We start from the raw sequence: 26,788 nt of genomic DNA, 5'->3' as shown, positions 1-26,788 counted from the left end.
TGAACCGGACGCGGTGCAAAACAGAGCCTGATTACCAGCCTGCGGGTAGGTAGCCCACCGCGGATGCTATCGCGTAGGCGGCGCTGCAAAGATACAACAACACAATGAAGCATTGGATAAGCGGATGGGTCATCCAGGCCGGACAGGTCCAGCCCGGGGTCAGATCGCCACGCTGGCGGGCGCCCTTGAGCATCAGGATCGGCATAATCGATAAAATGACGCCGCTGAACACCCCGGCAAAATAGAGCGCGTTGACGAAGGAGACCATGCCGCTATAGGCCAGTACGAACGGCGGGATCGCCACCACCAGCAGCACCATCAGGCGCCGGGCGGGCTGTTCGTCATTCCCCAGGCGGAACTGATCGAAGATATTGGTCAGAAAGCTGCCGCCCAGTCCCCAGTAGGAGGTCAGCATCGCGCACAGCGCAAACAGATTGGCTGAGAAGAAGGCCCATTCGCCAAGCGCCCGCCCCCAGGAGATGGTGGCCACATCCGAGATATTGTCCAGACCGTTAAGCGAGATCACCGACAACGGCACCAGCGCCAGCAGGGTAAAGGTCAGCGCCATGCCGACCATGATGGCTTTAGGCAATTTTTCCGGTTTGTCGGCGAAGCCCCGCGCCATCTCCGGCACGATATACTGTGCCGAGAAGCAGAATGCCACGACGTTGAAGACCGGAACCATATACAGCCAGTTGCCGTCGAGCAGATAGCCGACGCGGGTGGTCTCTTTCAACAGCGTGGCAATCACCAGCACCGAGATCATCACCACCATGCCGATGCTGATAAATTTCTCACCGCGGCCGATCGCCTTCAGCCCCAGGTAGAGTACCCCTGCCGCCGGAACGAAAAACAGCACGCTACCCAGCGCCGGCGAGATGCCAAACAGGGAGTGCAGCAGCTTACCGCTGCCGGTCATATACGCCGTCAATGCCCCGACGCTATTGACGCAGACGGAGAGAAACATCATCAGCGCGCCAAAGCCGCCGACGTAGCGCTTCGATAATCCACTGAGCTGCAGATGTTTACGGGTGCGCAGCGTGGATTCCGCGACATAGAGCATAGTCACCGTGGTCAGACTACCCACCAGCACCAGCCAGAACAGCAGTGGTAAAAAGCCCGCTTTGCTTGACGCATAGGCGATAGAGAGGACGCCCGCGCCAATATTGGTACCGACAATCATCGATACCCCTTCGACGAAGCTCAGAGATTTTGCAGGGACAGCCGTACGTTCCCGGCCGGTGAGGACGGGAGAAAAGGTGGAGTTTTCAGACATAATACTTTCCGTTTTACTCCGGCGGTTGTCACCGCCGGAAAAAAGGTGATATCAGGGTGATAAACCACTCACGCTGAGCATAAACAGCCGGCTGCGGCGTCCTGTTTCTGTTCGGCTTCCCTGCCGCCGCAGCCCGCCGGGGAGACGTTAGCTCTTCAGTACGCGCGCCAGAATATCCAGCGCTTTCGAGAACTGGGCGTCGGGGATAGTCAACGGATACAGGAAGCGGATCACGTTGCCGTAGACGCCACAGCTCAGCAGCAGCAGGCCGTTCTCCTGCGCTTTCTGTTGCACCTGGCGGGTGAATTCCGGCGACGGTTCGCCTGTTTGCGGATCGTTAAACTCCACCGCCACCATCGACCCCCGGCCGCGGACATCAACGATCGCCGGGCAGGTAGCGCGCGCCTGGTTGAGCACTTCCTGCAGATGGCTACCCAGCTGTTCAGCGCGCTGGCACAGCTGCTCTTCGGCAATCACATCCAGCACCGCGTGCGCCGCGGCCACCGCCAGCGGGTTACCGGCATAGGTTCCGCCCAGCCCGCCAGGCGCTGGCGCATCCATCACTTCGGCGCGGCCGACAACGCCCGACAGCGGGAAACCGCCGGCGAGGCTTTTCGCCATCGTCATCAGATCCGGTTTCACCTCATAGTGCTGCATAGCGAACAGCTTGCCGGTGCGGGCGAAACCGGTCTGCACTTCATCGGCGATCAGCAGAATGCCGTGGGTATCGCACAGGTCGCGCAGCGCCTGCATAAAATCGGCCGGCGCGACGTTAAAGCCGCCTTCCCCCTGGATCGGCTCGAGAATGATGGCCGCTACCTGGTCCGGCGCAATATCCGCTTTGAAAATGCGCTCCAGGCTTTTCAGCGCATCCGCGGTGGTCACGCCATGCGCCGCATTGGGGTAAACGCCGTGATACACCGAGCCCGGGAACGGCCCGAAGCCGATTTTGTAGGGCGCGACCTTACCGGTGAGGGCCATGGTCATAAAGGTACGGCCGTGGAAGCCGCCGCCGAAGGTAATCAGCCCCGGACGACCGGTGTAAGCGCGGGCGATTTTCACCGCGTTCTCGACCGCTTCCGCGCCGGTGGTGAAGAAAGCCGTTTTTGCCGGCCCGTCAATTGGCGCCAGATCGTTGATACGCTCCGCCAGCGAAACATAGCTTTCGTACGGCACAATCTGATAGGCGGTGTGGGTGAACGCCTGCAGCTGGTCGGCAACCGCGGCGACCACTTTCGGATGGCGGTGACCGGTATTTAACACGGCGATCCCGGCGGCGAAATCGATCACCTCATTGCCTTCGATATCCCACAGCGTGGCGTTTTCCGCCTTCTCGACAAAGTAGTTACACATTACGCCTACGCCGCGCGGCGTCGCCTGCTGGCGACGTTGATTCAGTTCTGAGCTTTTCACCTGCGAATCTCCTGTCGTGTATGTCACGTTATCGCAACAAATTAGAAACGATGTCGTTTATTTACACAGGAGTTGGCCCTATAATCGAGTACCAATTTTGAATATCTGAGGGATCCAATTGCGTTCGCTGGTGGGTGACCTGGTGCTGGTCCGTCTGCAGGAAGAGCGGGATCCTCTTCTGCACAAACGCTTATATAACGCGCTACGCCGCGCGATCCTCGACGGTTCGCTGGCGCCGCAAAGCCGTCTGCCGCCGTCGCGGGACCTGGCGGGCGAACTTGGCGTATCAAGAAACACCATATTAACAACTTATGAACAATTGCTGGCGGAAGGATATGTGGTTTCCCGTCGGGGAAGCGGAACATTCGTTGCCCAAACCGCCCCTGAGAGCTCATTGACGGCTAAAGGTCAGCAAGAAAACAGCAGTATCGCAGCACCGACGGCGCATCTTTCACGCCGAGGCCAGCATCTGCTCGGCCAGGTCAGCGCCAGCCCGCGCCAGTGGGGAGCGTTTATACCCGGCGTGCCGGACGTTAACGCCTTTCCCCACCCGCTGTTCAGTAAGATCCAGGCCCGCATCAGCCGTCGGCCCAAACCGGAGCGGCTCAGCTATAGCTGCAACGGCGGCACCCCGGAACTGCAGCAGGCGCTGGTGGATTATCTGCGCGTGTCGCGCGGCGTCCACTGTCAGTCAGATCAAATTCTTATCACCGAGGGGATCCACCAGGCGATCGATCTGGTCACCCGCATGCTGTGTGATAACGGCGATCTGGCGTGGGTGGAGGAGCCTTCCTACTGGGGGATCCGCCACGTGCTGGCGATGAACGACGTTCGGGCAGAGCCCCTGACCGTGGATGCCAACGGCCTGTGCCCGCCGGAGACGGTTGACGATGCGCCGAGGCTGATCTTCGTTACGCCTTCCCACCAGTATCCGCTGGGCGCGGTGATGAGCCTTGAGCGCCGCCAGCGCCTGCTGGCACTCGCCCGTCAGCAGGGGAGCTGGATCGTCGAAGATGATTATGACAGCGAGTTTCGCTTTTCCGGTCAGCCGATCCCCGCCCTGCAGGGTCTGGTCGCCGACGCCCCGGTGGTCTATATCGGCACCTTCAGCAAGACGCTCTATCCCGGCCTGCGCCTGGGCTACGTGGTGATCCCGCGGCCGCTGGTCAGCGATCTGAAGCACGCCCATGCCGAGCTTTACCGCGGCGGCCATTCGCTGATCCAGATGGCGCTGGCGGAGTTTATTACCGCCGGCCACTATTCGGCCCATATCCGCCGTATGCGGCTGCTCTACAGCCGTCGCCGGGTCTTTTTAACTGAGCTTATCCAGCGGCACTGTATGCCGTACGCCCTGTCTGACTTCAGCGATAATGCCGGACTGCATTTGATCCTCAATTTGCCCGCAGAGGCTGACGATGTGGCGATCGCCAGAGAGGCCAATGCGCGGCACATTCTGGTGCGGCCGCTGTCGCGCTACTACCTGACGGCGGCGCGCAAGAAAGGATTACTGATGGGATTCGCCAGCCAGCCCGAAGAGCAGATGGCGTCGGCGTTCAGCGTCTTACTCGGCTGCCTGCAGACGCACTGCCCGCAGATGCTCCTGCTCCGGGAGGACGCAGAAAAACAAAACGCCCCAACCTGAGGCGGGGCGTTATCGGGGAGCCTGATATCAGGTATCAGGCAGGCGTGGCGTATCAGGCTTCGATAGCGGCACGCAGTTTTTTCATGGCGTTCTTTTCCAGCTGACGCACGCGCTCTGCGGAGACGCCGTAGCGGTCGGCCAGTTCCTGCAGCGTGGACTTGTTATCTTCGTCCAGCCAGCGGGCGCGGATGATGTCCTGGCTACGCTCGTCCAGGCCCTGCATCGCGTCAGTCAGCTTATTCGCCGCCTGCTCTTCCCAGTTATCGTCTTCGATGCCGTCGGCAAAGTTAGACGTTTTGTCCTGCAGATACAGGACCGGCGCCATCGGCTGGCTGTCGGACTCATCGTCGGACGACATGTCGAAGGTCATGTCCTGGGCCGCCATACGGGATTCCATCTCGCGGACGTCTTTGCTCGACACGCCCAGCTCACGGGCCACCATTTCCACTTCATCCTGGTTGAACCAACCCAAACGCTGTTTGGTTTTACGCAGGTTAAAGAACAGCTTACGCTGTGCTTTGGTGGTAGCGACCTTCACAATACGCCAGTTGCGCAGCACGTATTCGTGAATTTCGGCTTTAATCCAGTGCACGGCGAAGGAGACCAGGCGCACACCCACTTCCGGGTTGAAGCGACGCACGGCTTTCATCAGGCCGATATTGCCTTCCTGGATCAGATCCGCCTGCGGCAGGCCATAGCCCGAGTAGTTACGAGCAATGTGAACAACAAAGCGCAGGTGAGACAGAATCAGCTTTTTCGCTGCTTCCAGATCGCCCTGGTAATGCAGCTTTTCAGCAAGCTCCCGCTCTTCATCAGCCGACAGCATCGGCCAAGTGTTAGCGGCCCGGATGTACGATTCCAGGTTACCAACGGGGGCTAAAGCTAAAGTTTGCATTTCTTTGGTCATTCAAATCCTCTCAATTGATATCTTCTGACGCGTTCTTGTCCCCATCAGGCAACAAGCATGCCAGCATTCATGAGCAACGAGAATATCACTCACATTAGTATCAGACAGTGATTTTATCCACAAGTTCCATGCAACGGTGTGAATAAATTACGCACAAAATGTGACACCACGATGAAAAAGTGAGGGCAGGAAAAGGGGAACAAGCTTGCGGTATCTTTCCCTGCGAACAGGAACTCATTGCAGCAGGGAAAGATTATATCACGCTTTTATTAATCGGGAGTAAAGTGACGTAAATGTTGCACTGTCGCCAGCCAGGCGGCTACCCACCCGATCATCGAGCAGACGATCAACATCAACAGACACTCGTCGAAGCCTAAGCCGCTCAGCTCAAACTGGGTGCCGAAGACTTTCGCCACTTCGGTCACCGCCGACGAGAGGCGCATTACCAGAATCTCCGACAGGATCAGCGATAAAAACGCGCCGGAAAAGCCCAGCATCGCTCCGCCGTAGAGGAACGGACGCAGGATAAAGCCGTCGGTGGCGCCGATAAGCTTCTGAACGTTAATGGTATCGCGGCGGGCGAAGATGCTCAGGCGCACGCTGTTGCCGATCACCAGGAACACCGCCGCCACCATCAGCACGCCGATCATCGCCGACACGCGTCCTACCAGCCCGGTGAGCGAAGAGAGACGGGCAAACCAGCTGTCGTCCATCCGCACTTCATCAACGCCCTGGATCCGCGTTACCCGATCGCGCAGGGTATTCAGCGCCTCGGTGCTCTGGAAATCCAGCTTCGGCACCACGATGGCGACCGCCGGCAGCGGGTTCTCCTCCAGCATATCCAGGGCGCCGCCAAAGCCTGACCAGTTACGGAACTCCCCCAGCGCCTCGTCACGGGACAAATAGTTTACCTTGTCGACGCCCTGCTCCGCCTGCAGCTGGCCCACCACCCGCGCCGCGGCATCGTCATCCAGCGTTTTTTCCAGATAAACGGTGATCTGCGGCGAGGGATAATACTGGGACGCCGCGCTGCTGACGTTTTTGTAGACCATGTAGCAGACGCTTGGCAGGGTCAACGAAATGGCGATGACCATTACCGTCAGGAAGGTCGCCAGCGGCGTGCTTTTTAGATCCTGCAGCGCGCCGTGCCAGGCATAGCGCACCTGCTCGTTGAATACGTTGCTCTTACGCGAGGCCGGGTTAGGCGCCGCTTTCGGCCGTTTTGGCGCATTGCGCCCGCCACCGCCGCCGCCCGCGGCGTTGCGCAGGCGATCGAACTTGCTGCCGAACTGGCGAATCTGGTTCATTGCGTCGCGCTTATTCACCCCGAATGCCTCCATGCAGATGGCCGTCGCTAAGCGTCAGCACGCGGTACGGACGACTGGAGATAAGCCCCAGATCGTGCGTGGCCATCAGTACCGTCACCCCGACGCGGTTAAACTCTTCAAACAGACGTAAAATCCCCTCCGAGAGCGCCTCGTCGAGGTTGCCGGTCGGTTCATCCGCCAGCAGCACCGCCGGCTTGTTGACCACCGCGCGAGCGATTCCCACGCGCTGCTGCTCACCGCCGGAGAGCTGAATGGGAAAATTCTTCGCTTTGTCCAGCAGGCCAACCTTGTCCAGCGCCGCCGAGACGCGACGACGAATATCATCGCCGCTGGCGCCGGCGATAATCAGCGGGATCGCCACGTTGTCATACACGGTACGATCCATCAGCAAATGGTGGTCCTGGAAAATCATACCGATCTGGCGGCGCAGGAACGGCACCTCACGGCTCTTCAGACGGCTGATTTCATGACCGCTGAAGAAGATTTTCCCGGCGCTGGGCCGTTCGATACCACAGATAAGCTTCAGCAGGGTACTCTTCCCTGCGCCGGAATGGCCGGTCAGAAACGCCATCTCGCCCGGCTGCAGGTGGAAGGTCACCCCCTGCAGCGCTTGTCTCCCACCGAGATAGGCTTTGCTGACTTGTTCAAAGCGAATCATTCTTAATCCTCTCGGGCAAAAAGTGCCTCAATAAAGTCGCCCGCATTAAACGGACGCAGATCCTCAATACGCTCGCCGACGCCAATATAGCGAATCGGAATGCCGAACTGATCGGCCACCGAGAAGATCACGCCGCCTTTGGCGGTACCGTCCAGCTTGGTCAGGGTGATCCCGGTCAAACCTACCGCCTCATGGAACAGTTTGGCCTGGCTAATAGCATTCTGCCCGGTGCTGGCGTCAATGGTTAACATCACCTCGTGCGGCGCGTCGACGTCCAGCTTTTTCATTACCCGGACAATCTTCTTCAGCTCTTCCATCAGGTGCGATTTATTCTGCAAACGCCCGGCGGTATCGGCAATCAGTACGTCAACATGGCGCGCCTTCGCCGCCTGAATGGCGTCGAAAATCACCGAGGCGGAGTCGGCGCCGGTGTGCTGGGCGATCACCGGGATATTATTACGCTGGCCCCAGACCTGCAGCTGTTCCACCGCCGCCGCACGGAAGGTATCCCCCGCCGCCAGCATCACCGACTTACCCTGCTGTTCAAACTGACGCGCCAGCTTGCCGATGGTAGTGGTTTTCCCCACCCCGTTCACGCCGACCATCAGAATAACAAATGGCGTTTTGCCTTCAACGTTCAGCGGCTCGTCTACTTTGGCAAGAATCTCGCCCATCTCTTCTTTCAGCAGGCCGTACAGCGCTTCCGCATCGCGCAGCTGCTTACGGCTGGCGCCTTCCGTCAGGTTGGTAATGATCTTGCGGGTGGTTTCCACCCCGACGTCGGCGATCAGCAGCTGTTCTTCCAGCTCTTCAAACAGATCATCGTCGATCTTCTTACCGCGGAACAGGCTGATAAATCCGGAACCGAGATTTTGCTTCGTTTTCAGCAGGCTACGTTTGAGGCGGGCGAAGAAACCTTCTTTTGTCGGTTTTTCCTGCTCCTGAGCCAGCGCTTCAAGCGGCGCCTCGTCCTCGGGCGCCGGCACCACTACCGCCGCCTCTTCTGCCGCTTCGGCCGCCAGCGCCTGCGCTTCCAGCTCTTCATCGCTTAACGGCGCGTCCTCTTCGGGCGCTTCTGTCTCCTGCGGCTGGACAACGATGCCTTCCACAGGCTGCTCTGCTACGGCTTCCGCCACCACCGGTTCGGCGATAACCTCTTCCGCCAGCGGCTCAACCACCGCAGGCTGTTCAGGCGGTTCGCTGACCGCGGGCTCCGGTTCAACAACAGGCGTTTCTTCGGTCAGAGCAGGCGTTTCCACCCACTCTTCTTCCTGCGCGCTGGCAGGCTCCGCGAGGTGCGCTTTTTCGCTTTCGACCACCGTCTCGGTCACTTCGACGACGTCTTCGGCAAACGCCTCCGGGTCTGCTTTCGGCGCGCTCGGCTCAGCAGGGGTTTCAACCGCCGGTATCTCTTCGGCAACCGCTTGCTGTTCTTCTACTTTTTGCTCAGTCTCGGTTTCCTGTGCCTGTTCTTTCTGTCCAAAGCCCAGCCAGGAAAAGAAGCCACGTTTTTTCTCTTTTGCCATTTGCGACCACACTCCTCGCTGTTTATTCATGGCGCAGCTTCATCAGAAGCTGAAAAAATGATGAAATTAGTTGGATAGTCTATCACTTAACTTAACTCGCAGCACCGCCCCCGGATTAAGGTTTCGTCAACCGCCGTCGATCGCTAGAATAGCAGGCTGGAAGTTGAGACTTGAGCAGAGAGATGAAAAAACCAAACCACGCGGGCAGCGGTCAGATCCGCATCATCGGCGGGCAATGGCGCGGCCGTAAATTACCGGTGCCGGAGAGCCCGGGCCTGCGGCCGACCACCGACCGGGTTCGCGAAACCCTTTTTAACTGGCTGGCGCCGTCCATTGTTGACGCGCACTGCCTCGATTGCTTTGCCGGCAGCGGCGCGCTGGGGCTGGAAGCGCTGTCCCGCTATGCGGCCAGCACCACGCTGCTGGAGATGGAGCGCGGCGTAGCCCAGCAGCTGCAAAAAAATCTCGCCACCCTGAAAGCGGATCGCGGCAAGGTGATCACCACCAACACCCTCAGCTTCCTGAGCCAGCCGGGGACCCCGCACCAGATCGTGTTCGTCGACCCGCCGTTCCGTCAGGGGCTGCTGGAGGAGACGCTACGTCTGCTGGAGACACAAGGCTGGCTGGCCGATGAGGCCTTGGTGTACGTCGAAAGCGAAGTCGAAAACGGCTTACCGCCGGTGCCGGCTAACTGGCAATTGTATCGTGAAAAAGTGGCCGGACAGGTCGCCTACCGTCTTTACCAACGTGAGGCCCAAGGAGAGCACCATGCTGATTAATTTAGGCCGCCTGCTGATGCTGTGCGTCTGGGCCTTTCTGTTATTGAATCTGTTTCAGCCCTTCCCGAAGCCGCTGAATATCTTTGTCAACGTCGCGCTGATTTTCATGATCCTGATGCACGGTCTGCAGCTGACGCTGCTCAAGGCGACGCAGCCGAAAGAGGCGCCGCCGCTGAGCCGCTTTGAGCAAATCCGCATTTTTATTTTCGGCGTGTTTGAGCTCGTCGCCTGGCAGAAAAAACTGAAGGCGACGCTGAAAAAATAGTCCTGAAAAGGGCTCAGGGATCGGGCGTAAACGCCACGAACGCTGTGCCCTTATAACTCAACATCCCACGATCGCCGACGCTCAGCGCGTGATATTGCGGCGCGTCAAGGCGAAACACCACCTCCAGCCCACCGTTTTCGGGGCGAAAGCTCGCTTCATAGCGCATCTCACTGCCTGCAGGCGTCACCGTCTGCTGCCGCGAGCGCCGATCGTTAATCACTTTTTCCCGTTTATTGCTGACGATAACCCGCTTTTGTAGCAACGGCGCGGCGTCATTCGCCTGTTTCTCACGGCGCTGCTGGACATAGCGAAACGAAGCCGCCACCACAATCACCGCGACGACCAGAACAAAAAAGAGGGGCATTTTACTCATTAGGGTTACCCATAAAAAATATCAGGAATCAGCATACTGCGTCGGGAATAACATTGTCATCTGCTACGCCAAACCACTACACTGAGTAGTAGCATCACGCATCCGTAACTTTCTTTATGATAACAGATACAGGGACTTACTATGCTTTGGTCATTTATTGCTGTCTGTTTCTCCGCATGGCTTTATGTCGATGCATCCTATCGTGGGCCGGCATGGCGACGCTGGGTTTTTAAACCTGTCACCCTGATTCTGTTGCTGTTACTGGCCTGGCAGGCGCCGATGTTCAATGCCATCAGCTATCTGGTGCTGGCTGGCCTGTGCGCCTCGCTGCTCGGCGACGCCCTGACCCTGCTGCCGCGCCAGCGGGTGATGTACGCGGTGGGCGCTTTCTTCCTGTCACATCTGCTGTATACCATCTGGTTCGCCAGCCAGCTGACGCTGTCGTTCTTCTGGCCGCTGCCGCTGGTGCTGCTGGTATTCGGCGCCCTGCTAATGGCGGTGATCTGGAGTCGGCTGGAAGAGATGAAAATGCCGGTGCTGACCTTTATCGGAATGACGCTGGTAATGGTCTGGCTGGCCGGTGAGCTGTGGTTTGCCCGCCCCACCAACACCGCGCTGTCCGGTTTCGCCGGCGCAGCCCTGCTGCTGCTGAGCAATGCCGTGTGGCTGGTGAGCCACTATCGTCGCCGCTTCCGCGCCGATAACGCCATCGCCGCCGCGTTCTACTTTGCCGGTCACTTTCTGATCGTGCGCGCGCTGTACCTGTAATTTAGTCCTTGACTCTGGAGTCGACTCCAGAGTGTATCCTACGGCTAATGAGAAAATTATCATTTCCCGGAGGGTGCCATGTCGACTCCAGACGCGCAGGATAAAAAAGTTCCACAATTCTCGTCTTTCACCATGCGGCCAGCAACCGCCCCGGCGGAGAGCTGCTGTACAGATCACGCCTGCGCCACAGAGTCCGCCCCTGCCGCCGAAGCGCTTAGCGACGCCCGCTATAGCTGGCAAGTTGATGGCATGGACTGCGCCGCCTGCGCCCGCAAGGTGGAAACCGCGGTCTGTCAGGTGCCCGGGGTCAGTCAGGTCCAGGTGCTGTTCGCCACAGAAAAGCTGCTGGTTAACGCCGAGGGCGATGTCCGCGCTCAGGTTGAGAACGCGGTCCGCCAGGCGGGGTATACGCTGCGCGATGCCGATGCTCCCGCAGCAGAGCAAACCCGAGGGTCGCTGCTGCGCGACAATCTGCCGTTACTGACGCTGGTTATCATGATGGCCTTGAGCTGGGGGCTGGAGCAGGCCAACCACCCTGCCGGTCAGTTGGCCTTTATTGCCACCACCCTGGTTGGCCTGTGGCCGGTTGCCCGCCAGGCGCTGCGCCTGATCAAGAGCGGGAGCTGGTTCGCCATTGAAACGCTGATGAGCGTCGCCGCCATCGGGGCGCTGTTTATCGGCGCCACCGCGGAGGCGGCGATGGTCCTGCTGCTGTTCCTGATCGGCGAGCGTCTCGAAGGCTGGGCCGCCAGCCGCGCACGGCAGGGGGTGAGCGCGCTGATGGCGCTGAAGCCCGACACCGCCATCCGTCTGCGCAACGGCGTACGGGAAACCGTCGCCCAGCGCGACCTGCGTCCCGGAGATGTGATTGAAGTGGCTGCCGGCGGGCGTCTGCCGGCGGATGGCCAGCTGCTGTCGCCGTTTGCCAGCTTTGATGAAAGCGCCCTGACCGGCGAGTCGGTGCCGGTGGAACGTCAGGCCGGGGAACGGGTAGCGGCGGGCGCCACCAGCGTCGACCGCCTGGTGCAGCTTACCGTGATATCCGAACCGGGCGACAGCGCCATCGACCGCATCCTGAAGCTGATTGAAGAGGCTGAGGAGCGTCGGGCGCCGATCGAGCGCTTCATCGACCGCTTCAGCCGGATCTACACCCCGGCCATTATGGTGGTGGCCTTGTTGGTCGCCATTGTCCCGCCGCTGTTCTTCGCCAGCGCCTGGCTGCCGTGGATTTATAAAGGGCTGACGCTGCTGCTGATCGGCTGTCCGTGCGCGCTGGTCATCTCCACGCCGGCGGCCATCACCTCCGGCCTGGCGGTCGCCGCCCGCCGCGGGGCGCTAATCAAAGGCGGCGCGGCGCTGGAGCAGCTGGGCCAGGTGCGCCAGGTGGCGTTCGATAAAACCGGCACCCTGACCGTCGGCCAGCCGCAGGTGACTTCGGTGATCGCCACGGCTGAGGTTGACGACAACGCGCTGCTGGCGCTGGCGGCGGCAGTGGAGCAAGGCTCCAGCCACCCGCTGGCGCAGGCTATCGTCCGTGAAGCACAGCGGCGTCAGTTGAGTATTCCGCTTGCCAGCGGCCAGCGGGCGCTGGCGGGCTCTGGTATCGAAGCCGAGGTGAACGGCTGCCGCATCTTGATCTGCGCCGCCAGCAAAGCCGCCCCGGCAGAGCATGAGGCGCAGATCCAGCAGCTGGAAAGCGCCGGGCAAACGGTAGTGCTGGTGATGCGCGGCGAGACGCTGCTCGGCATTCTGGCGCTGCGCGATACCCTGCGCGACGACGCGCGTCAGGCGGTGGATGCTTTGCATCAGTTGGGCGTTCAGGGGGTGATCCTTACCGGGGATAACCCGCGCGCCGCGGCGGCCATCGCCAGCGAACTGGGGCTGGAATTCCGCGCCGGTCTGCTACCGGCGGACAAGGTCAACGCGGTGATAGCGCTGAATGCCGACGCGCCGCTGGCGATGGTCGGGGACGGTATCAACGACGCGCCGGCGATGAAAGCGGCCACCATCGGCATCGCCATGGGCAGCGGAACCGACGTGGCGCTGGAGACGGCCGACGCCGCGCTGACCCATAACCGTCTGACCGGCCTGGCGCAGATGATTTCCCTGGCGCGCGCCACCCACGCCAATATCCGCCAGAACATCGCGATTGCCTTAGGGCTGAAGGGGATTTTCCTCGTCACCACCCTGCTCGGCCTGACCGGTCTGTGGCTGGCGGTGCTGGCGGATACCGGCGCCACCGTGCTGGTAACGGCTAACGCGCTGCGGTTATTGCGTAAGAAGTTGTAGCATCGATACCGGCTTCCCTGCTCGCGCTACGCTTAGCAGGGCTACGGTTCCAGACCGTCGGGTAGCCCGGATAAGGCGCTACGCGCCGCCATCCGGGAGAGGCTCAGTGGCTTTTGCGGATCAGGTAGCGGTACGGCAGGGCTTCGGTTTCCTGGGCCACCAGCTCATGCTCCATAAAGCGGCAGAATCCCGGGATATCGCGGGTGGTGGCCGGATCGTCAGCAATGATCAGCAGCGTCTCGCCCACCGGCATCGTCCGCACGGTTTTACGCACCATCATGACCGGCTCCGGGCAGCGGAGTCCCAGGGCATCCAGGGTGTGGTCAGGAGTGGAGAAAAGTTCGCTCATTTTAGTCTCACGTCAATAAAACGGCCCTAGTTTACCCCCTGCTCGCCAGTACGCAAGCCAGGTTAACGTTTGCGCGAAAAACAACCATTGCATTACGCCGGCAACGCAGTATCATGCAGCCGTTTTTAATTGGGTTCCCTCACCCCAACGTTCCGCTGCCGATTGCTCATTCACCTGAAGCATGACGGGCATAAAAAGGTCACAATATGAATCCGTTTACTACCGTACAGCGCAAAAAAGCGCTCGTCTGGCTTTCGCTATTTCATTTGCTGGTCATCACCTCCAGCAACTATCTGGTTCAGCTGCCGATCTCCATCTTTGGTTTCCATACCACCTGGGGCGCGTTTAGTTTTCCGTTTATTTTCCTCGCCACCGACCTGACGGTGCGAATTTTTGGCGCCCCGCTGGCGCGACGCATCATTTTCGCGGTGATGGTCCCGGCGCTGGCCATCTCTTACGGCATCTCCGCGCTGTTCTACATGGGCGAATGGCAGGGCTTTGCCGCGCTGGGCACCTTTAATCTCTTCGTCGCGCGCATCGCCGTCGCCAGCTTTATGGCCTATGCGCTGGGGCAGATCCTCGACGTTCACGTCTTTAACCGCCTGCGGCAGAGCCGCCGCTGGTGGTTGGCCCCTACCGCCTCGACGCTGTTCGGCAACATCAGCGATACCGTGGCGTTTTTCTTTATCGCTTTCTGGCGCAGCCCGGACCCGTTTATGGCCGCCCACTGGGGGGAAATCGCCCTCGTCGACTACAGCTTTAAAGTGCTTATCAGCATCATTTTCTTCCTGCCGATGTACGGCGTGCTGTTAAATATGCTGTTGAAAAGACTGGCGGATAAATCTGATTTGTCGGCATTACAGCCGAGTTAAAGGTACTCGCGGGCTGATGTGTTAAGATAGCCGGATGAGCCATTAGTGGCCGTTTATCGAAAGGAAGATGTCAATGCGCAATTTGGTTAAATATGTCGGTATTGGCCTGCTGGTGATGGGGCTTGCCGCCTGCGATAACAGCGATTCAAAAGCGCCAACCGTTGGCGCAGCAGCGGAGAGCAATGCCAGCGGCCAGGCAATCAGCCTGCTGGATGGCAAGCTGAGCTTCACCCTGCCTGCGGGCATGGCCGACCAGAGCGGCAAACTGGGTACCCAGGCGAACAATATGCACGTCTACTCTGACGCTACCGGCCAGAAAGCGGTCATCGTCATCGTCGGCGACAGCACCAATGAAGATCTGGCGGTGCTGGCGAAACGCCTGGAAGATCAGCAGCGCAGCCGCGACCCGCAGCTGCAGGTGGTGAGCAATAAACCGCTGGAGATTAAAGGCCATACCCTGCAGCAGCTGGACAGCATCATCTCCGCCAAGGGGCAGACCGCCTGGTCTTCCGTGATCCTCGGCAAAGTGGATGACAAGCTGCTGACCCTGCAGGTCACCCTGCCGGCGGATAACCAGCAGCAGGCGCAGACCGAAGCGGAAAGCATCATCAACACCCTCACCATCCAGTAATTACTGGCCTGGTGCGCTGGCCTCCGGTTCGCTAACCGGGGGCCGTTTTTTTAGCCGCCAGCCCAACAGCAGCGCCGCCATCACCAGCCCCGCCGCGGCGAGATAAATCATCGCGATCCCGGTCCACGCCATCAGCAATCCGGCCAGCGGCCCGCTGACGCCCAACGACAAATCCATAAACACGGTATAGGTCGCCAGCGCCGACCCCTGATTGTGCTGCGGCACCGCTTTCACCGCCACCACGCCCAGCGCCGGAAAGACCAGCGAAAAGCCAGCCCCGGTAAGGAAAGTACCGATTTTCGCCATCATCGGCGTATCGGCAAAGCCGACCAGCAGCAGGCCGATCGCCTCCACGCTAAAGCAGAGCATCGCCACGTTCAGCCCGCCGAGTCGGTTAATGGCGTTGGGAAACAGCAGCCGCGCGCCAACGAACGCGCAGCTGAATAATGTCAGCGCGAAAGCCGCGCCGTCCCAACCTTTGGCGTCATAAAATAGCGTGATAAAGGTGGCGATCACCCCAAAGCCGGCGGAGGCCAACGCCAGCGCCATGCCGTAGGGCCAGACCCGGCCGAGCACCGCGCGAAACGACATCGCTTTGCCTTTGGCAGCCTTCACCGCCGCGCGGGGCAGCGCGCAGAGGATAGCCACCAGCGCTACCGCCATAATGACCCCGGCCAGACCGCTGAGGCCAATGTGCGAATAGCACAGCACGCCGAGCGGCGCGCCCATCGCCATCGCCCCATAGGTCACAATCCCGTTCCACGAGATCACCCGCCCGATATGCAGCGAACCGACCACGCCGACGCCCCACAGCGTCGAGCCTGTGCCGGCGAAGCTCTGGCCGATACCAAGGATCACCCGTCCGAGGCATAACAGCAGCAGGCTAATCAGTGGCCAGCCGCTGCCCCAGGCGGCCAGCAGATAGCTTAAACCGCTCAAAAAGCAGCCACCGAGGCCGAAGACGACAATCTTTTTGGGCCCCTGCAGGTCGGCATAGCGCCCGGCATGCGGGCGGCTGAGCAGCGTGGCGAAGTATTGCAGGCTAATCACCAGCCCGGCCCAGAAAGCGCTAAAGCCCATGACATCATGAACATAGCCGGGCAGCACCGCCAGCGGCAGGCCGATGGTGAGGTAGCTGGCAAAGTTAAAGATAACGACAGAGACAATCCGCAGATTGAGGCGCAGTCCATTAAGCGCCGGTTCGGCGACGGGTTCGGGCATCAGGTTCCACCAGATTTCGACAACCAGCTTTCACTATTACCACGCTGTCGGCGGAAAAGCAGCCCTCCTTTCGGAATATTGGCAGTCGGCGAACCGCTACACTTATCTGGCGCGACTCATAAAAGGAATACCTATGTCCCCTCCGCAGGCTGATAAAGCCGGGCTTCATATTTTACTTAAGCTGGCGGCGCTGGTGATTATCCTCGCCGGGATCCACGCCGCCGCCGATATCCTGGTGCAGCTGCTGCTGGCGCTGTTTTTCGCTATCGTTCTCAACCCGCTGGTCACCTGGTTCATTCGCCGCGGGGTGCGGCGTCCGTTCGCCATTACCCTGGTGGTGACGGCGATGCTGGTGATGCTCACCGCGCTGCTCGGCGTGCTGGCGGCGTCGCTCAATGACTTTGTCGCCATGCTGCCCGATTTCAACCGCGCCCTGACGCGCAAGATCCTCCAGCTCCAGGAGTATCTCCCCTTCCTTAATCTGCATATCAATCCGGAGCGGATGCTGCGGCGCATGGATTCAGAACGGCTGATGACCTGGGCCACGACGCTGATGACCCAGCTTTCCGGGGCGATGGCCAGCATCGTGCTGCTGGTGATGACGGTGATCTTTATGCTGTTTGAGGTTCGCCACCTGCCCTACAAACTGCGTTTTGCCCTCAATAACCCGCGCCTGCATATCGCCGGATTGCACCGGGCGCTGAAAGGCGTCACCCATTATCTGGCGCTGAAGACGCTGATTAGCCTGTGGACCGGGCTGATTGTCTGGCTGGGGCTGCTGGCGATGGGGGTACAGTTCGCCCTGATGTGGGGGGTGCTGGCGTTTTTGCTGAACTATGTGCCGAACATTGGCTCCGCCATCTCCGCTATCCCCCCCATGCTGCAGGCGCTGCTGTTCAGCGGCATCTATGAGTGCCTGTTGGTAGGGGCGCTGTTTCTGGTGGTGCATATGGTGCTGGGCAACATGGTGGAGCCGCGCATGATGGGCCACCGGCTGGGGATGTCGACCCTGGTGGTGTTCCTGTCGTTGTTGGTCTGGGGCTGGCTGCTGGGGCCGGTGGGAATGCTGCTCTCGGTGCCGTTAACCAGCGTCTGTAAAATCTGGATGGAAACCACCGTCGGAGGCAGCAAGCTGGCGATCCTGCTCGGCCCGGGCCGTCCCAAAAGCCGGCTCCCCGGCTAGCGGCGTTTCACCGGCCAGAAGATGGTCAATACGCCGGCGACGATGATCGCCACGCCCAGCAGCGATTGCCAGTAGAACGGCTCATGCCAGCCGGGCAGCCAGATGGCGGCGGCCCACACGAGGATATAGCTCAGGCTCAGTAGCGCATACGCTTTCGACAGCGGCAGGCGATGGAGGGCAAAGTACCAGCAGACCATCGACAGCAGGTAGCCCAGCAGGCCGAAAAACAGGCCGAAAGTCCCGGGCTGGAAATGCAGCAGATGCTGGAGAAATGCCACAATATCGGTCAGCGGCGGCAAGGCCACCATGGCGCTGCGCAGCAGCAACTGCGCGGCGCTGACGAGGCCGACGCTGAGTAATGCCCAGAAAAAGCCCATCAGACGCTGGTCCCCAGAATGACAATGCCCACGACGATCAACCCGACGCCAAGCCAGTGGCGACGGGCGACCGGCTCATGCCAGATGCCCCAGCCCGCGAGGGTAACCCAGACGAAATTCAGACTCAGCATCGGATAGGCGATGCTGACCGGAATAGACTGCAGGACGCTCAGCCACAGCAGCATGCCGCAGCCCAGACATAACAGCGCCATCCCCAACCAGAAGAGTATATGGCGACTCCGCCGTCCGCGACGGGACGGGCGGGTCGCCTGTTTCTGGCAGAGCTGTCCGGCGCAGCTCAGCAGGCTGGCGCACACCAGACAGATCCAGACGCTCATTGCGGCAGGTACTGAAGGAAAACGACCCGGCCCAGCTCGTAGGCGTTATCCGGTTTCGGTAACGGTAAGTCGAGCATACTCTCTCCTTTATCCATCAACAGCACCAGCGAGACCGGCCCCTGCTGACGATGCGCGGCCAGCCAGTCGGCAAAACCGGCCTGGCTGACAAAGCTTCCCTGAGCATCCGGCCAGTCGAGACCGTACTTCAGCTCACCCTGTTTGTCGAACATAATAATATCGCTTCGCTTCAGCTCCCAGGCCAGGCCGCCGGCGATCCCAACGTTGTTGGTCAGGACGTAACGGCTGGGCTGCAGGGATTCGCTGACGATATCCACGAGGAACTGCGGCTGTTTGCTGTCGATAACCCGGTCCGGGATGGCGAAGCCCACCAGCAGCGCCAGGCCAAGCGGACAGAGCGCGGCGAGGCTCCAGCGGCGGCCAGAGTCTTTCATCGCCAGCCAGCCCATCAGCGCCCAGACGGCAAAAGCGATCGCCGCCAGCAGACATTTATACAGCTCAATCTTGGTCCACACCGGCTTATGCATGAAGCCCCACGGCGAGACCACCAGCACGGCGATAAGCCCCAGCAAACCAACGCCCAGGTTGATCATCCCGTTGATGCGCAACGCTTTCGCGCCGGTCTTTGCGGCCTCCAGCGCGTAGCGGGCCATCAGGATCGACAGCGGCGCAAAGCACGGCAGAATATAGGTCGGCAGTTTGCCTTTGGCGATACTGAAGAACAGGAACGGCATCGCCACCCAACCTAACAGATACAGCGCGCCGCGGGCCTCATCGCGCTCAAGCCAGCCGCGCTTTAGTGCCCCCGGCAGCAGGGCCAGCCACGGCAGACTGCCGGCGATCAGGAACGGGATGTAGTACCAGAACGGCGCTTTGTGCTGGGCGTCTTTTTCAGCAAAACGCTGAATATGCTCGACCCAGAAGAAGTAGCGCCAGAAGTCCGGCTCGCGCTGAGCGATAGCCAGCCCCCAGGGCAGCACCACCAGCGTACAGACGATTACCGCCAGCCAGCCGTAGGTCAGCACTTCACGCCAGCGTTTACGGGCGATCACCCACGGCAGAACGCCCACCACCGGCACCGCCAGCGCCAGGAAGCCCTTGGTCATCACCCCCATCCCGCAGGCGACGCCCAGCAGCACGTAGCCCAGTATTTTGCCGCTGCGGCTCTGCGCCTGCGCCGCACCCCAGAAGCTGCACATCGCCAGCGCCAGCCACAGGGTGATCATCGGGTCCAGCACCGCATAGGTGCCAATCGCATACACCAGCATCGCGGTGAGGAAGATAACCGGCGACATGATAGCTACCCGCTTATCACGAAAGATCCGCCACGCCAGCCAGGCCACCAGCAGGGCGGTCATGGTGATGGCGAAGACCGACCCGAAGCGTACGCCGAAGTTATTATGGCCAAACAGCCACTGACCGATACTGTTGATCCAGTAACCGGCAATCGGTTTTTCGAAGTAGCGCAGGCCGAGAAAATGCGGTACCACCCAGTCGCCGGTGGCCAGCATTTCACGGCTGATCTCCGCGTAGCGGGTTTCGTCGGGTTGCCAGAGCAAACGGAAATTGAGCGGCAGCAGATAATACAGCGCAAACAGCGCAATCAGAGAGACGCCATAGCGAATGCTTTTCATCAAATACCCGAAGTCAGTAATTGTTCACGTCCGAGCCAGCCTTCCCGGCCAGCCAGTTCACCACGAACCACTTTGCCTGAGGGCAGCTCGCTAAAGTCAGCGGGCAGCAGCTGGCTCAGTGGGCAAAACTGAATTTCTTCTTCCGCCGCCATGGTCAGTAGTTCATTGAACTGATCGGCGTAGGCAATGCCTTCCACTTCAGCGTGAATGGTATAGACCGGCACGCCCGCATCGCGATGGATGCAATCCAGCAGGTAGCGGTTAAAGCCGGCGATATCCACCGCCGTGCCCACCGCCTCGTCCCAGGTCGGCAACGTGACCGGGATCTGCACGGTACCAGAGACGCCGCTGCCGAGCTGGGGCAGAAACGGCCGCGTGCCGCGACAGTCGCTGTTGTAGAGAAAATCGAAGGATTCTTTGGCTTTAACCACCCGCTGATCGGCGCGCCAGCCGGCGACGGCCGAGCAGGTCACCGGCCGGCCGATGATGCGCTCGAGCTCCAGCAGGCCGCGCTCAACCTCCAGCGCCAGCCTTTCCTGCGGCCAGACGCCGCTCCACGCCTGCCAGCTGTAGTGGTCCCAGGCGTGCAGGCCGACTTCATGAGATTCGGCGGCGGCGCGGATCACCGCTTCGTTCCCTGCGCCGATGCGGCGCCCCGGCCAGGCGGTGCCGGCCAGCAGAATATCCCAGCCGTACAGCGAGGCGGCTCTGGAACGCAGCATCTTCCACAGAAACTTCGGTTTTACCAGGCGCCACAGGTGGCGCCCCATATTGTCCGGCCCGACGCTGAAGAAGAAGCTTGCCTGGATCCCATGCCGGCCCAGCAGCTCCAGCAGCCGCGGAACGCCGTCCCGCGTGCCGCGAAAGGTATCGACATCTATGCGTAAGCCGACCTGTTTCATGGATTTTTATCGTCCACCAGTTCAACCGTGCGCAGAAAGAAGTCCAGCGTGTGTTCGACCGTTTCTTCCATCTCCACCTTCGGCTCCCAGTTCAGGCAGCGTTTGGCGTTGCGGATGCTCGGCTTACGATGCTCAACGTCCTGGTAGCCCTTTCCGTAGTAATCGCTGCTTTCCACTTCACGGAAGCCGGCGAACGGCGGGAAGCGATCGCGCAGCGGATGACGTTCGAAGCAGGCGAGCAGCATTTCGGCCAGCTCTTTGATACTCGCTTCGTTATCCGGGTTACCGATGTTAATGATCTGCCCGTCGCAGCGGCCGTCTTTGTTCTCGATGATGCGGAACAGCGCTTCGATACCGTCGCTGATGTCGGTGAAGCAGCGCTTCTGCTTGCCGCCTTCGATAAGCTTGATCGGCGACCCTTCCACCAGGTTGAGGATCAGCTGAGTGATGGCGCGGGAGCTGCCGATACGCGCGGCGTTGAGGTTATCCAGCCGCGGCCCCATCCAGTTGAACGGACGGAAAAGGGTGAACTTCAGGCCGTTCTTATCGCCATAGGCCCAGATCACGCGATCGAGCAGCTGCTTGGAGACCGAGTAGATCCAGCGCTGTTTGTTGATCGGCCCCACCACCAGGTTGGAGCTATCTTCGTCGAAGTTTTTGTCGGTGCACATGCCGTACACTTCCGAGGTCGACGGGAAGATAATGCGCTTATTGTATTTCACGCAGTCGCGGATGATTTTCAGGTTCTCTTCGAAATCCAGCTCGAACACGCGCAGCGGGTTGCGGGTGTATTCGATAGGCGTGGCGATGGCCACCAGCGGCAGCACCACGTCGCATTTCTTAATGTGATACTCGATCCACTCAGAGTGAATGCTGATATCGCCTTCCACAAAGTGGAAACGCGGACAGTCGAGAAAACGGCTGATGGCGTCGGAGCCGATATCCAGACCGTAAATCTCATAGTTGTCGTCCTGCAGCAGGCGCTCGGTCAGGTGATTACCGATAAAGCCGTTGACGCCGAGGATCAGCACCCGGGTGCGACGCTTAATCGCCACCACCGGTTTGCTGCTGATCACCGCCCCGGACACCAGGCCCAGCGCCTGCGCCAGCTGAGCGCCCTGCATGTACACGCCGCGTTCGGTCTGGCCGGTGACAATCTCCAGCGCCCCGTCCTGGCACGCGACGATCAGCGGCGCAATGGAGAGCACGGTGCCCGGTTTAGCTGCTGGCAAATCGTGGCGAACGCGGGATTTCCAGACGATAAACTTGTTCGCTCCGGCGTAGCCGAAGGCGCCCGGCCACGGATCCGAGACCGCACGCACCAGATTGTGCAGGGTCTGCGCCGGCAGCTCCCAGTCCAGCCGGCCATCTTCCGGGGTACGACGCCCCACATAGGTTGCCTGGCTGTGATCCTGCGGACGCTCATCGGCGGTGCCGGCGAGGATCGCCGGCAGCGCCCGGCTCAGCAGCTCAGTGGCGGCGGCGCACAGCTTACGATGCAGCGTCAGGGCGGCGTCATCCGCGCCAATCGCCACGGCCTGCTGGGCGACGATATCGCCAGCGTCTGCGCGGTTCACCATCCGGTGCAGGGTGACGCCGGTTTCGCTTTCGCCATTGACCAACACCCAGTTCAGCGGCGCGCGGCCGCGATATTTTGGCAGCAGCGAACCGTGCAGGTTGAACGCCCCTTTCGGCGCCAGATTGAGGATCTCATCGCCCAGCAGGTTGCGATAGTAGAAGGAGAACAGCACGTCCGGCTTCATCTCGCGGATACGCTCAATCCACAGCGGATGGTTCACGTCTTCCGGCGCCCACACCGGAATGCCCTGCTCGGCGGCAAGGCGCGCCACGGAGCCAAAGAAATGGTTTTCGCCAGGGTTATCCGGGTGGGTGAAAATAGCAGCGATATCATACCCGGCGTCCAGCAGAGCCTGGATACCGGTGCAGCCCATATCGTGATAAGCGAAGACTACGGCTTTCATGAACGATCTTCCTCTTTAGATGCCGTTTCCGGCTGGCGAACAACACGTTGAATAAAGTAGCGGGGGCGGGCGCGCACGTCGTTATAGATGCGGCCGATATACTCCCCGAGCAGGCCCATACCGACAAACTGGGCGCCGATGAACATGAACAGCACGGCGAAGAGCATAAACACCCCTTCCGCCGCCCACTGCGGGCCAAAGGCCAGACGCAGCACCACCAGCAGCAGGCCGAAGGCGAAGCCCAGCAGGGCAATCACGCTGCCGAAAATGCTGAGCAGACGCAGCGGCGTGGTGGTCAGACAGGTCACCAGGTCGTACATCAGGTTGATCAGGCGCATAAAGCTGTATTTGGAGTCGCCGAATTCGCGCTCGGCGTGCATCACCGGGATCTCCACCGCGCGCCGGGCGAAGGTATTCGCCAGGATCGGGATAAAGGTGCTGCGCTCATGGCAGTTGAGCATGGCGTCGATGATATGGCGGCGGTAAGCGCGCAGCATGCAGCCGTAGTCGCCCATCGCTTTGCCGGTGGTGCGCTGGATCAGGCGGTTGATCATCTTCGACGCGGTTTTACGGAAGATGCTGTCCTGACGGTTCTGGCGGACAGTGCCCACCACGTCGTAACCTTCATCAGCCTTCGCCACCAGCCGCGGGATCTCCTCCGGCGGGTTTTGCAGGTCGGCGTCGAGGGTAATAATCAGATCGCCGGTTACATGGCTGAAGCCGGCCATGATCGCCGAGTGCTGGCCGTAGTTACGGTTTAACAGCACGGCGACGACGTGGCTGCCTTCCGCCTCGGCGGCTTCGGTGAGCATGCGCGCCGAATCGTCGCTGCTGCCATCGTCGATCAACAGAATTTCATATTGCCGCCCCAGGGTGGCGCAGGCGGCATCCGTACGACGAAGCAGCTCCGGCAGGCTATCCTGTTCATTATAAACCGGGATAACCACCGAGACCTTCTTCACGGGAGGGTAAGTAAGCATATCAACGTCCTGACAACTGGCGCAGTGCGGAGATAACGCGAGTGACATCGTCATCGGTCATATCCGGGAACAACGGGAGAGAGCAGATGCGGGCGCTGTTCCATTCGGTATTCGGCAGGGAAACCTCAGGGAAGCGCTCGCGGTAATATTTTTGCGTATGGGCCGCACGGAAGTGCAGGCCGGTGCCGATGCCCATCGCCTTCAGCTTTTCCATCAGCGCGTCGCGGCTGATGCCGCACGCGGCCTCATCGACGCGGATGATAAACAGATGCCAGGCGTGCTGGTGATCCCAGGTCGGGACGCTCAGCGGTTTAAACGGCGTGTCCGCCAGCTCGCGCAGGTAGCGCTGGGCAATCTCGGTCCGGCGCTGATTGGCGTGGCTCAGTTTTTCCAGCTGGACCAGCGCCAGAGCGGCGTTGATATCGGCAAGGTTGTACTTGAAGCCCGGGGTGATCACCTCCGCCTGCGGCGCGCGGCCGTGGGTCTGGCGATCATAAGCGTCCACGCCCAGACCATGGAATTTCAGGCTACGGATGCGGGAGGCCAGCTCGTCGTCATCGGTGACAATCAGCCCGCCTTCGGCACAGGTCATGTTTTTGATCGCGTGGAACGAGAAAATGGCGGTCCCCTGCCAGCCCACGTGGCGGCCTTTATAATGGGTACCGGCCGCATGGGCGGCGTCTTCGATCACCGAAATGCCATGGCGCTCGCCCACCGCGCGAATGGCGTCGATGTCGGCTGGCGCCCCGGCGTAGTGCACGGGAATTATCGCTTTGGTACGCGAGGTGATCGCCGCTTCCACCGCTGCAGGGGTAATCATCAGATTGTCGTTATCGACATCGATCATCACCGGCGTGGCGCCCAGCAGGCAGATCATATTGAGAGTGGAGACCCAGGTCTGGGACGGCGTAATGACTTCATCGCCGGGGCCAATACCCAGCGCCATCAGGGTCACATGCATCCCGCCGGTCGCTGAACTGACGGCAATCGCGTGGCGGTTGCCGGTCAGCTGGCAGAATGCCGCTTCAAGTGCCTGATTCTTCGGTCCGGTGGTGATCCAGCCCGACGCTAAAACTTCACGCAGCGCAGCCAGCTCTGCGTCGCCCATCGACGGGCGCGAAAAAGGCAAAAAATCGCTCATCATCATCCTGTTCTGTAGATGACCCACGCACGAATCTGGGTCGTTAGAATAAAATATCCTGCGCCTGCGGACTTAAACGAAATTAAAATGAAGTGAGTTCAGCACGGCATTCCATTTCAGGGTATCTCGACCACTATTAATGTAGTCGACCTTGCTTAGGATAATATTAAGAAATTAATATTTCTTCGGAATAAGAAATAAATTCTTAATAAACAGTATGATAGGGTTTTTTTATGGCAGAAATTTGACGGAGATGCGTTCCTGTCACGAAAAAGAGAACAGGAACGCAATAGTTGAAATTAAACGAGAACTAAACCAGTTCACAATTTATTATTCTGTCATTGTCACGCTTAATGACAAAAAGTTAGCGCAGATCACAAAGTTATTTCTGCTGAATTACAAATTTGCAGGAAAATCCGCAGGCAATTCGCTCGCCGGGCAATTAATGACCTCGTCATTATCCGCGCCACAGTCGCGAATGAAGGTGATAGTGGCGAACTCGTCAATCACTTCCGTCGGGTAGGCCGGGCCGGCATCGCGATACGAATTCATCAGCGGAATATGGTCGTTCTGGAAGCAGATAGTTTTTTCCGGGTTATTCATGATCCAGCGCGGGAAGAAAATAGTGCCGTGGAACAGTTTGTCGCCCAGATTGACGATCAGGCTGACGTCGGTGCCGGTCGGTTCGGTCCAGGAGATTTTGTAGATACTTTCCCCCACCCGCACAATGTACGCTTCCTGATCTTTCACCCAGCGATTGCCGACGATGCCGCTGTGAATACGGTAGTCGAGGGTGTGGCCATTTTTGACGTAAATCTCGTAGTTCCAGCCGTTGTCGTAGGTATAGACCAGATGTTTACCGATAAAGCCGCTGAGGTCATGTTTGTCGAAAGTGCTCATCATTTATTCTCCTCTGTTTTGTTGAGGACAGCATACGTCTTTAAAAAATGAATGAATAACGCTATGTTTGGATTAAATACATTCAAATTTTAGATTGATTATGCACAAGACAACCCTGGAGCAGTGGGCGTTACTCGAAAAGGTAGTGGAATTGGGGAGCTTTGCCAGAGCGGCGGAGGAGACCAATCGCAGTCAGTCATCGGTAAGCTATAACCTCGCGCTGCTGCAGGAGCGCTTAGGCGTGGCGCTGCTGGCGCCGTCCGGCCGGCGGGCGGTGCTGACGCCGGCTGGCGAACTACTGCTGAATCAGGTCAAGCCGCTGCTGCAGGCCTTCGCCTACGTCGAGACGCACGCCGCCACTCTGCGCAACGGGGCGCGGACCCGCCTGGATCTGGTGGTCGACAGTATTTTCCCGCGCCAGCGGCTGTTCGCGATTTTACGCCAGTTTCAGCAGCGCTATCCGCAGACCCAGGTCAGGCTCACCGAAGTGCTGGAAAACCTGGATGACGAGAGCGCGGCGCGGACGGAAGCCGATGTGATGGTGTTGACCCGCCGCCAGGATATTACCGGCCGCGGGGAGTGGCTGATGAATATTGATTTCATCGCCGTCGCCCACCGCGACCACCCTCTCGCCGCGCTGGACGGACCGCTGGAGGATAGCGCGCTGGCGCCGTGGCCGCTGGTGCGCATTGCCGATCAGGGCGGCGATAGCCAGGCGCCGCGAGACGCCTGGACCTTCTCCACCATTGATGCCGCCATTGATGCGGTGATGTATCAGGTCGGCTTCGGCTGGCTGCCGGAGGAGCGCATTCGCCCCCATCTCGACCAGGGCGTGCTGAAGCGGCTGCCCCTCAGCCATGGCGCGCGCCGCGCGACGCCGCTGCATCTGATCGTCAAGCGGGACCTGGCGCCGATCGACGAACAGGTGGCCACGCTGCTGGCGTTGTTCCGGACGCCCTGAGGGGTAAGGCGGCGCTGGTCGCCTGGGCGTAATGATACGATTTTCTTATACTTTCCGGCGCAATATTGATCCAGG

26 protein-coding genes are annotated in these 26,788 nt (G+C 59.9%); 9 read left to right on the top strand and 17 right to left on the bottom strand.

The annotated features are described in order from the left end of the window. Nucleotides 1-31: 31 nt before the first annotated feature. Together OHJ17_RS01480 and OHJ17_RS01475 are read right to left on the bottom strand one after the other, a co-directional pair. Complete coding sequence (locus OHJ17_RS01480) at nt 32-1,276, bottom strand: aromatic amino acid transport family protein (protein ID WP_004150081.1); 1,245 nt, start codon at nt 1,274-1,276, stop codon at nt 32-34. 147 nt (nt 1,277-1,423) lie between these two features. Beyond that, nucleotides 1,424-2,689, bottom strand: coding sequence for a 4-aminobutyrate--2-oxoglutarate transaminase (locus tag OHJ17_RS01475; RefSeq protein WP_004181475.1), 1,266 nt, complete (start codon nt 2,687-2,689; stop codon nt 1,424-1,426). Nucleotides 2,690-2,807: 118 nt separating this feature from the next. On the opposite strand from OHJ17_RS01475, the gene OHJ17_RS01470 reads away from it, so the two are divergent. Beyond that, complete coding sequence (locus OHJ17_RS01470; protein ID WP_023283044.1) at nt 2,808-4,331, top strand: MocR-like pyridoxine biosynthesis transcription factor PdxR; 1,524 nt, start codon at nt 2,808-2,810, stop codon at nt 4,329-4,331. A gap of 52 nt (nt 4,332-4,383) precedes the next feature. Here the strand turns inward: OHJ17_RS01470 and rpoH are convergent, their stop codons facing one another. The 4 genes from rpoH to ftsY all read right to left on the bottom strand — a co-directional run bounded on the left by rpoH (nt 4,384) and on the right by ftsY (nt 8,750). Next, nucleotides 4,384-5,238, bottom strand: a complete 855-nt coding sequence (gene rpoH, locus OHJ17_RS01465) for an RNA polymerase sigma factor RpoH (protein WP_002920815.1) — start codon at nt 5,236-5,238, stop codon at nt 4,384-4,386. Nucleotides 5,239-5,507: 269 nt separating this feature from the next. Next, complete coding sequence (ftsX, locus tag OHJ17_RS01460; protein WP_004173994.1) at nt 5,508-6,563, bottom strand: permease-like cell division protein FtsX; 1,056 nt, start codon at nt 6,561-6,563, stop codon at nt 5,508-5,510. Further along, a complete protein-coding gene (ftsE, locus tag OHJ17_RS01455) occupies nt 6,556-7,224 on the bottom strand; it encodes a cell division ATP-binding protein FtsE (RefSeq protein ID WP_002920817.1) in 669 nt (222 codons plus the stop codon). The genes ftsX and ftsE overlap by 8 nt, the downstream gene beginning before the upstream one ends. Nucleotides 7,225-7,226: 2 nt before the next feature. Further along, a complete protein-coding gene (gene ftsY, locus OHJ17_RS01450) occupies nt 7,227-8,750 on the bottom strand; it encodes a signal recognition particle-docking protein FtsY (protein WP_004173992.1) in 1,524 nt (507 codons plus the stop codon). Nucleotides 8,751-8,932: 182 nt separating this feature from the next. Between ftsY and rsmD the strand changes: the two genes are divergently transcribed. Beyond that, complete coding sequence (gene rsmD, locus OHJ17_RS01445) at nt 8,933-9,529, top strand: 16S rRNA (guanine(966)-N(2))-methyltransferase (protein WP_002920820.1); 597 nt, start codon at nt 8,933-8,935, stop codon at nt 9,527-9,529. Continuing rightward, a complete protein-coding gene (locus OHJ17_RS01440; protein WP_002920822.1) occupies nt 9,519-9,794 on the top strand; it encodes a DUF1145 family protein in 276 nt (91 codons plus the stop codon). The genes rsmD and OHJ17_RS01440 overlap by 11 nt, the downstream gene beginning before the upstream one ends. Before the next feature lie 13 nt (nt 9,795-9,807). On the opposite strand, the gene OHJ17_RS01435 is transcribed toward OHJ17_RS01440, so the two are convergent. Further along, the gene (locus OHJ17_RS01435) at nt 9,808-10,158 is read right to left on the bottom strand and encodes a DUF2500 domain-containing protein (RefSeq protein ID WP_004173989.1); all 351 of its coding nucleotides are present in this window, start codon (nt 10,156-10,158) and stop codon (nt 9,808-9,810) included. A gap of 150 nt (nt 10,159-10,308) precedes the next feature. Here OHJ17_RS01435 and OHJ17_RS01430 point away from each other — a divergent pair, with 150 nt between their 5' ends. Next, complete coding sequence (locus OHJ17_RS01430) at nt 10,309-10,935, top strand: lysoplasmalogenase (protein ID WP_004173987.1); 627 nt, start codon at nt 10,309-10,311, stop codon at nt 10,933-10,935. A gap of 78 nt (nt 10,936-11,013) precedes the next feature. Further along, nucleotides 11,014-13,224 (top strand): Zn(II)/Cd(II)/Pb(II) translocating P-type ATPase ZntA, encoded by a 2,211-nt coding sequence (zntA, locus tag OHJ17_RS01425; protein ID WP_032433659.1) that lies wholly within the window; start codon nt 11,014-11,016, stop codon nt 13,222-13,224. A 103-nt stretch (nt 13,225-13,327) separates the two neighbouring features. On the opposite strand, the gene tusA is transcribed toward zntA, so the two are convergent. Further along, a complete protein-coding gene (gene tusA, locus OHJ17_RS01420; RefSeq protein ID WP_002920858.1) occupies nt 13,328-13,573 on the bottom strand; it encodes a sulfurtransferase TusA in 246 nt (81 codons plus the stop codon). Between the two features lie 206 nt (nt 13,574-13,779). Here tusA and OHJ17_RS01415 point away from each other — a divergent pair, with 206 nt between their 5' ends. Next, nucleotides 13,780-14,445 carry a 7-cyano-7-deazaguanine/7-aminomethyl-7-deazaguanine transporter gene (locus OHJ17_RS01415; protein WP_002920860.1) on the top strand — a complete coding sequence of 222 codons (666 nt, stop codon included), beginning with the start codon at nt 13,780-13,782 and terminating at the stop codon, nt 14,443-14,445. A gap of 73 nt (nt 14,446-14,518) precedes the next feature. Further along, nucleotides 14,519-15,076, top strand: a complete 558-nt coding sequence (locus tag OHJ17_RS01410) for a DcrB family lipoprotein (RefSeq protein ID WP_002920861.1) — start codon at nt 14,519-14,521, stop codon at nt 15,074-15,076. On the opposite strand, the gene OHJ17_RS01405 is transcribed toward OHJ17_RS01410, so the two are convergent. Beyond that, on the bottom strand, nt 15,077-16,297 hold the full coding sequence (locus tag OHJ17_RS01405; RefSeq protein WP_032433661.1) for an MFS transporter: 1,221 nt from the start codon (nt 16,295-16,297) through the stop codon (nt 15,077-15,079). Nucleotides 16,298-16,430: 133 nt separating this feature from the next. Here OHJ17_RS01405 and OHJ17_RS01400 point away from each other — a divergent pair, with 133 nt between their 5' ends. After that, nucleotides 16,431-17,480, top strand: a complete 1,050-nt coding sequence (locus OHJ17_RS01400; protein ID WP_004145147.1) for an AI-2E family transporter — start codon at nt 16,431-16,433, stop codon at nt 17,478-17,480. On the opposite strand, the gene arnF is transcribed toward OHJ17_RS01400, so the two are convergent. The 8 genes from arnF to OHJ17_RS01360 all read right to left on the bottom strand — a co-directional run bounded on the left by arnF (nt 17,477) and on the right by OHJ17_RS01360 (nt 25,755). Next, nucleotides 17,477-17,857, bottom strand: coding sequence for a 4-amino-4-deoxy-L-arabinose-phosphoundecaprenol flippase subunit ArnF (gene arnF / locus OHJ17_RS01395; RefSeq protein ID WP_002920863.1), 381 nt, complete (start codon nt 17,855-17,857; stop codon nt 17,477-17,479). The two genes, OHJ17_RS01400 and arnF, sit on opposite strands and share 4 nt — an antisense overlap. After that, entirely contained in the window at nt 17,857-18,195 is a 339-nt protein-coding gene (gene arnE, locus OHJ17_RS01390) for a 4-amino-4-deoxy-L-arabinose-phosphoundecaprenol flippase subunit ArnE (protein ID WP_002920864.1), read from the bottom strand. Before arnE ends, arnF begins: the two co-directional genes overlap by 1 nt. After that, the gene (gene arnT / locus OHJ17_RS01385; protein WP_032417648.1) at nt 18,192-19,847 is read right to left on the bottom strand and encodes a lipid IV(A) 4-amino-4-deoxy-L-arabinosyltransferase; all 1,656 of its coding nucleotides are present in this window, start codon (nt 19,845-19,847) and stop codon (nt 18,192-18,194) included. Before arnT ends, arnE begins: the two co-directional genes overlap by 4 nt. Beyond that, complete coding sequence (gene arnD, locus OHJ17_RS01380; RefSeq protein WP_009308746.1) at nt 19,847-20,749, bottom strand: 4-deoxy-4-formamido-L-arabinose-phosphoundecaprenol deformylase; 903 nt, start codon at nt 20,747-20,749, stop codon at nt 19,847-19,849. Before arnD ends, arnT begins: the two co-directional genes overlap by 1 nt. Next, entirely contained in the window at nt 20,746-22,731 is a 1,986-nt protein-coding gene (arnA, locus tag OHJ17_RS01375) for a bifunctional UDP-4-amino-4-deoxy-L-arabinose formyltransferase/UDP-glucuronic acid oxidase ArnA (protein WP_023283047.1), read from the bottom strand. Before arnA ends, arnD begins: the two co-directional genes overlap by 4 nt. Beyond that, nucleotides 22,728-23,711 carry an undecaprenyl-phosphate 4-deoxy-4-formamido-L-arabinose transferase gene (gene arnC, locus OHJ17_RS01370; protein ID WP_002921035.1) on the bottom strand — a complete coding sequence of 328 codons (984 nt, stop codon included), beginning with the start codon at nt 23,709-23,711 and terminating at the stop codon, nt 22,728-22,730. The genes arnA and arnC overlap by 4 nt, the downstream gene beginning before the upstream one ends. A gap of 1 nt (nt 23,712) precedes the next feature. Continuing rightward, nucleotides 23,713-24,852, bottom strand: coding sequence for a UDP-4-amino-4-deoxy-L-arabinose aminotransferase (gene arnB, locus OHJ17_RS01365; protein ID WP_002921037.1), 1,140 nt, complete (start codon nt 24,850-24,852; stop codon nt 23,713-23,715). A gap of 396 nt (nt 24,853-25,248) precedes the next feature. Next, complete coding sequence (locus OHJ17_RS01360) at nt 25,249-25,755, bottom strand: phenolic acid decarboxylase (RefSeq protein WP_004181483.1); 507 nt, start codon at nt 25,753-25,755, stop codon at nt 25,249-25,251. Between the two features lie 97 nt (nt 25,756-25,852). Here OHJ17_RS01360 and OHJ17_RS01355 point away from each other — a divergent pair, with 97 nt between their 5' ends. Further along, nucleotides 25,853-26,713: a LysR family transcriptional regulator gene (locus OHJ17_RS01355; protein ID WP_004151421.1), complete on the top strand. Its 861-nt coding sequence runs from the start codon at nt 25,853-25,855 to the stop codon at nt 26,711-26,713. Nucleotides 26,714-26,788 lie beyond the last annotated feature (75 nt).

Origin of the sequence: Klebsiella sp. KP20-425-1, from assembly GCF_025813515.1 — a bacterium.
In the GTDB taxonomy this organism is placed as follows: domain Bacteria; phylum Pseudomonadota; class Gammaproteobacteria; order Enterobacterales; family Enterobacteriaceae; genus Klebsiella; species Klebsiella pneumoniae.
This window is presented reverse-complemented; position numbering and strand designations above follow the sequence as displayed.

What these genes read in the sequence shown, in the direction of transcription:
- OHJ17_RS01480 (WP_004150081.1), bottom strand. Translation starts at nt 1,276, where the DNA reads ATGTCTGAAAACTCCACCTTTTCTCCCGTCCTCACCGGCCGGGAACGT.
- rpoH (WP_002920815.1), bottom strand. Translation starts at nt 5,238, where the DNA reads ATGACCAAAGAAATGCAAACTTTAGCTTTAGCCCCCGTTGGTAACCTG.
- ftsE (WP_002920817.1), bottom strand. Translation starts at nt 7,224, where the DNA reads ATGATTCGCTTTGAACAAGTCAGCAAAGCCTATCTCGGTGGGAGACAA.
- ftsY (WP_004173992.1), bottom strand. Translation starts at nt 8,750, where the DNA reads ATGGCAAAAGAGAAAAAACGTGGCTTCTTTTCCTGGCTGGGCTTTGGA.
- rsmD (WP_002920820.1), top strand. Translation starts at nt 8,933, where the DNA reads ATGAAAAAACCAAACCACGCGGGCAGCGGTCAGATCCGCATCATCGGC.
- OHJ17_RS01440 (WP_002920822.1), top strand. Translation starts at nt 9,519, where the DNA reads ATGCTGATTAATTTAGGCCGCCTGCTGATGCTGTGCGTCTGGGCCTTT.
- OHJ17_RS01435 (WP_004173989.1), bottom strand. Translation starts at nt 10,158, where the DNA reads ATGCCCCTCTTTTTTGTTCTGGTCGTCGCGGTGATTGTGGTGGCGGCT.
- OHJ17_RS01430 (WP_004173987.1), top strand. Translation starts at nt 10,309, where the DNA reads ATGCTTTGGTCATTTATTGCTGTCTGTTTCTCCGCATGGCTTTATGTC.
- zntA (WP_032433659.1), top strand. Translation starts at nt 11,014, where the DNA reads ATGTCGACTCCAGACGCGCAGGATAAAAAAGTTCCACAATTCTCGTCT.
- tusA (WP_002920858.1), bottom strand. Translation starts at nt 13,573, where the DNA reads ATGAGCGAACTTTTCTCCACTCCTGACCACACCCTGGATGCCCTGGGA.
- OHJ17_RS01415 (WP_002920860.1), top strand. Translation starts at nt 13,780, where the DNA reads ATGAATCCGTTTACTACCGTACAGCGCAAAAAAGCGCTCGTCTGGCTT.
- OHJ17_RS01410 (WP_002920861.1), top strand. Translation starts at nt 14,519, where the DNA reads ATGCGCAATTTGGTTAAATATGTCGGTATTGGCCTGCTGGTGATGGGG.
- OHJ17_RS01405 (WP_032433661.1), bottom strand. Translation starts at nt 16,297, where the DNA reads ATGCCCGAACCCGTCGCCGAACCGGCGCTTAATGGACTGCGCCTCAAT.
- OHJ17_RS01400 (WP_004145147.1), top strand. Translation starts at nt 16,431, where the DNA reads ATGTCCCCTCCGCAGGCTGATAAAGCCGGGCTTCATATTTTACTTAAG.
- arnF (WP_002920863.1), bottom strand. Translation starts at nt 17,857, where the DNA reads ATGGGCTTTTTCTGGGCATTACTCAGCGTCGGCCTCGTCAGCGCCGCG.
- arnE (WP_002920864.1), bottom strand. Translation starts at nt 18,195, where the DNA reads ATGAGCGTCTGGATCTGTCTGGTGTGCGCCAGCCTGCTGAGCTGCGCC.
- arnT (WP_032417648.1), bottom strand. Translation starts at nt 19,847, where the DNA reads ATGAAAAGCATTCGCTATGGCGTCTCTCTGATTGCGCTGTTTGCGCTG.
- arnD (WP_009308746.1), bottom strand. Translation starts at nt 20,749, where the DNA reads ATGAAACAGGTCGGCTTACGCATAGATGTCGATACCTTTCGCGGCACG.
- arnA (WP_023283047.1), bottom strand. Translation starts at nt 22,731, where the DNA reads ATGAAAGCCGTAGTCTTCGCTTATCACGATATGGGCTGCACCGGTATC.
- arnC (WP_002921035.1), bottom strand. Translation starts at nt 23,711, where the DNA reads ATGCTTACTTACCCTCCCGTGAAGAAGGTCTCGGTGGTTATCCCGGTT.
- arnB (WP_002921037.1), bottom strand. Translation starts at nt 24,852, where the DNA reads ATGAGCGATTTTTTGCCTTTTTCGCGCCCGTCGATGGGCGACGCAGAG.
- OHJ17_RS01360 (WP_004181483.1), bottom strand. Translation starts at nt 25,755, where the DNA reads ATGATGAGCACTTTCGACAAACATGACCTCAGCGGCTTTATCGGTAAA.
- OHJ17_RS01355 (WP_004151421.1), top strand. Translation starts at nt 25,853, where the DNA reads ATGCACAAGACAACCCTGGAGCAGTGGGCGTTACTCGAAAAGGTAGTG.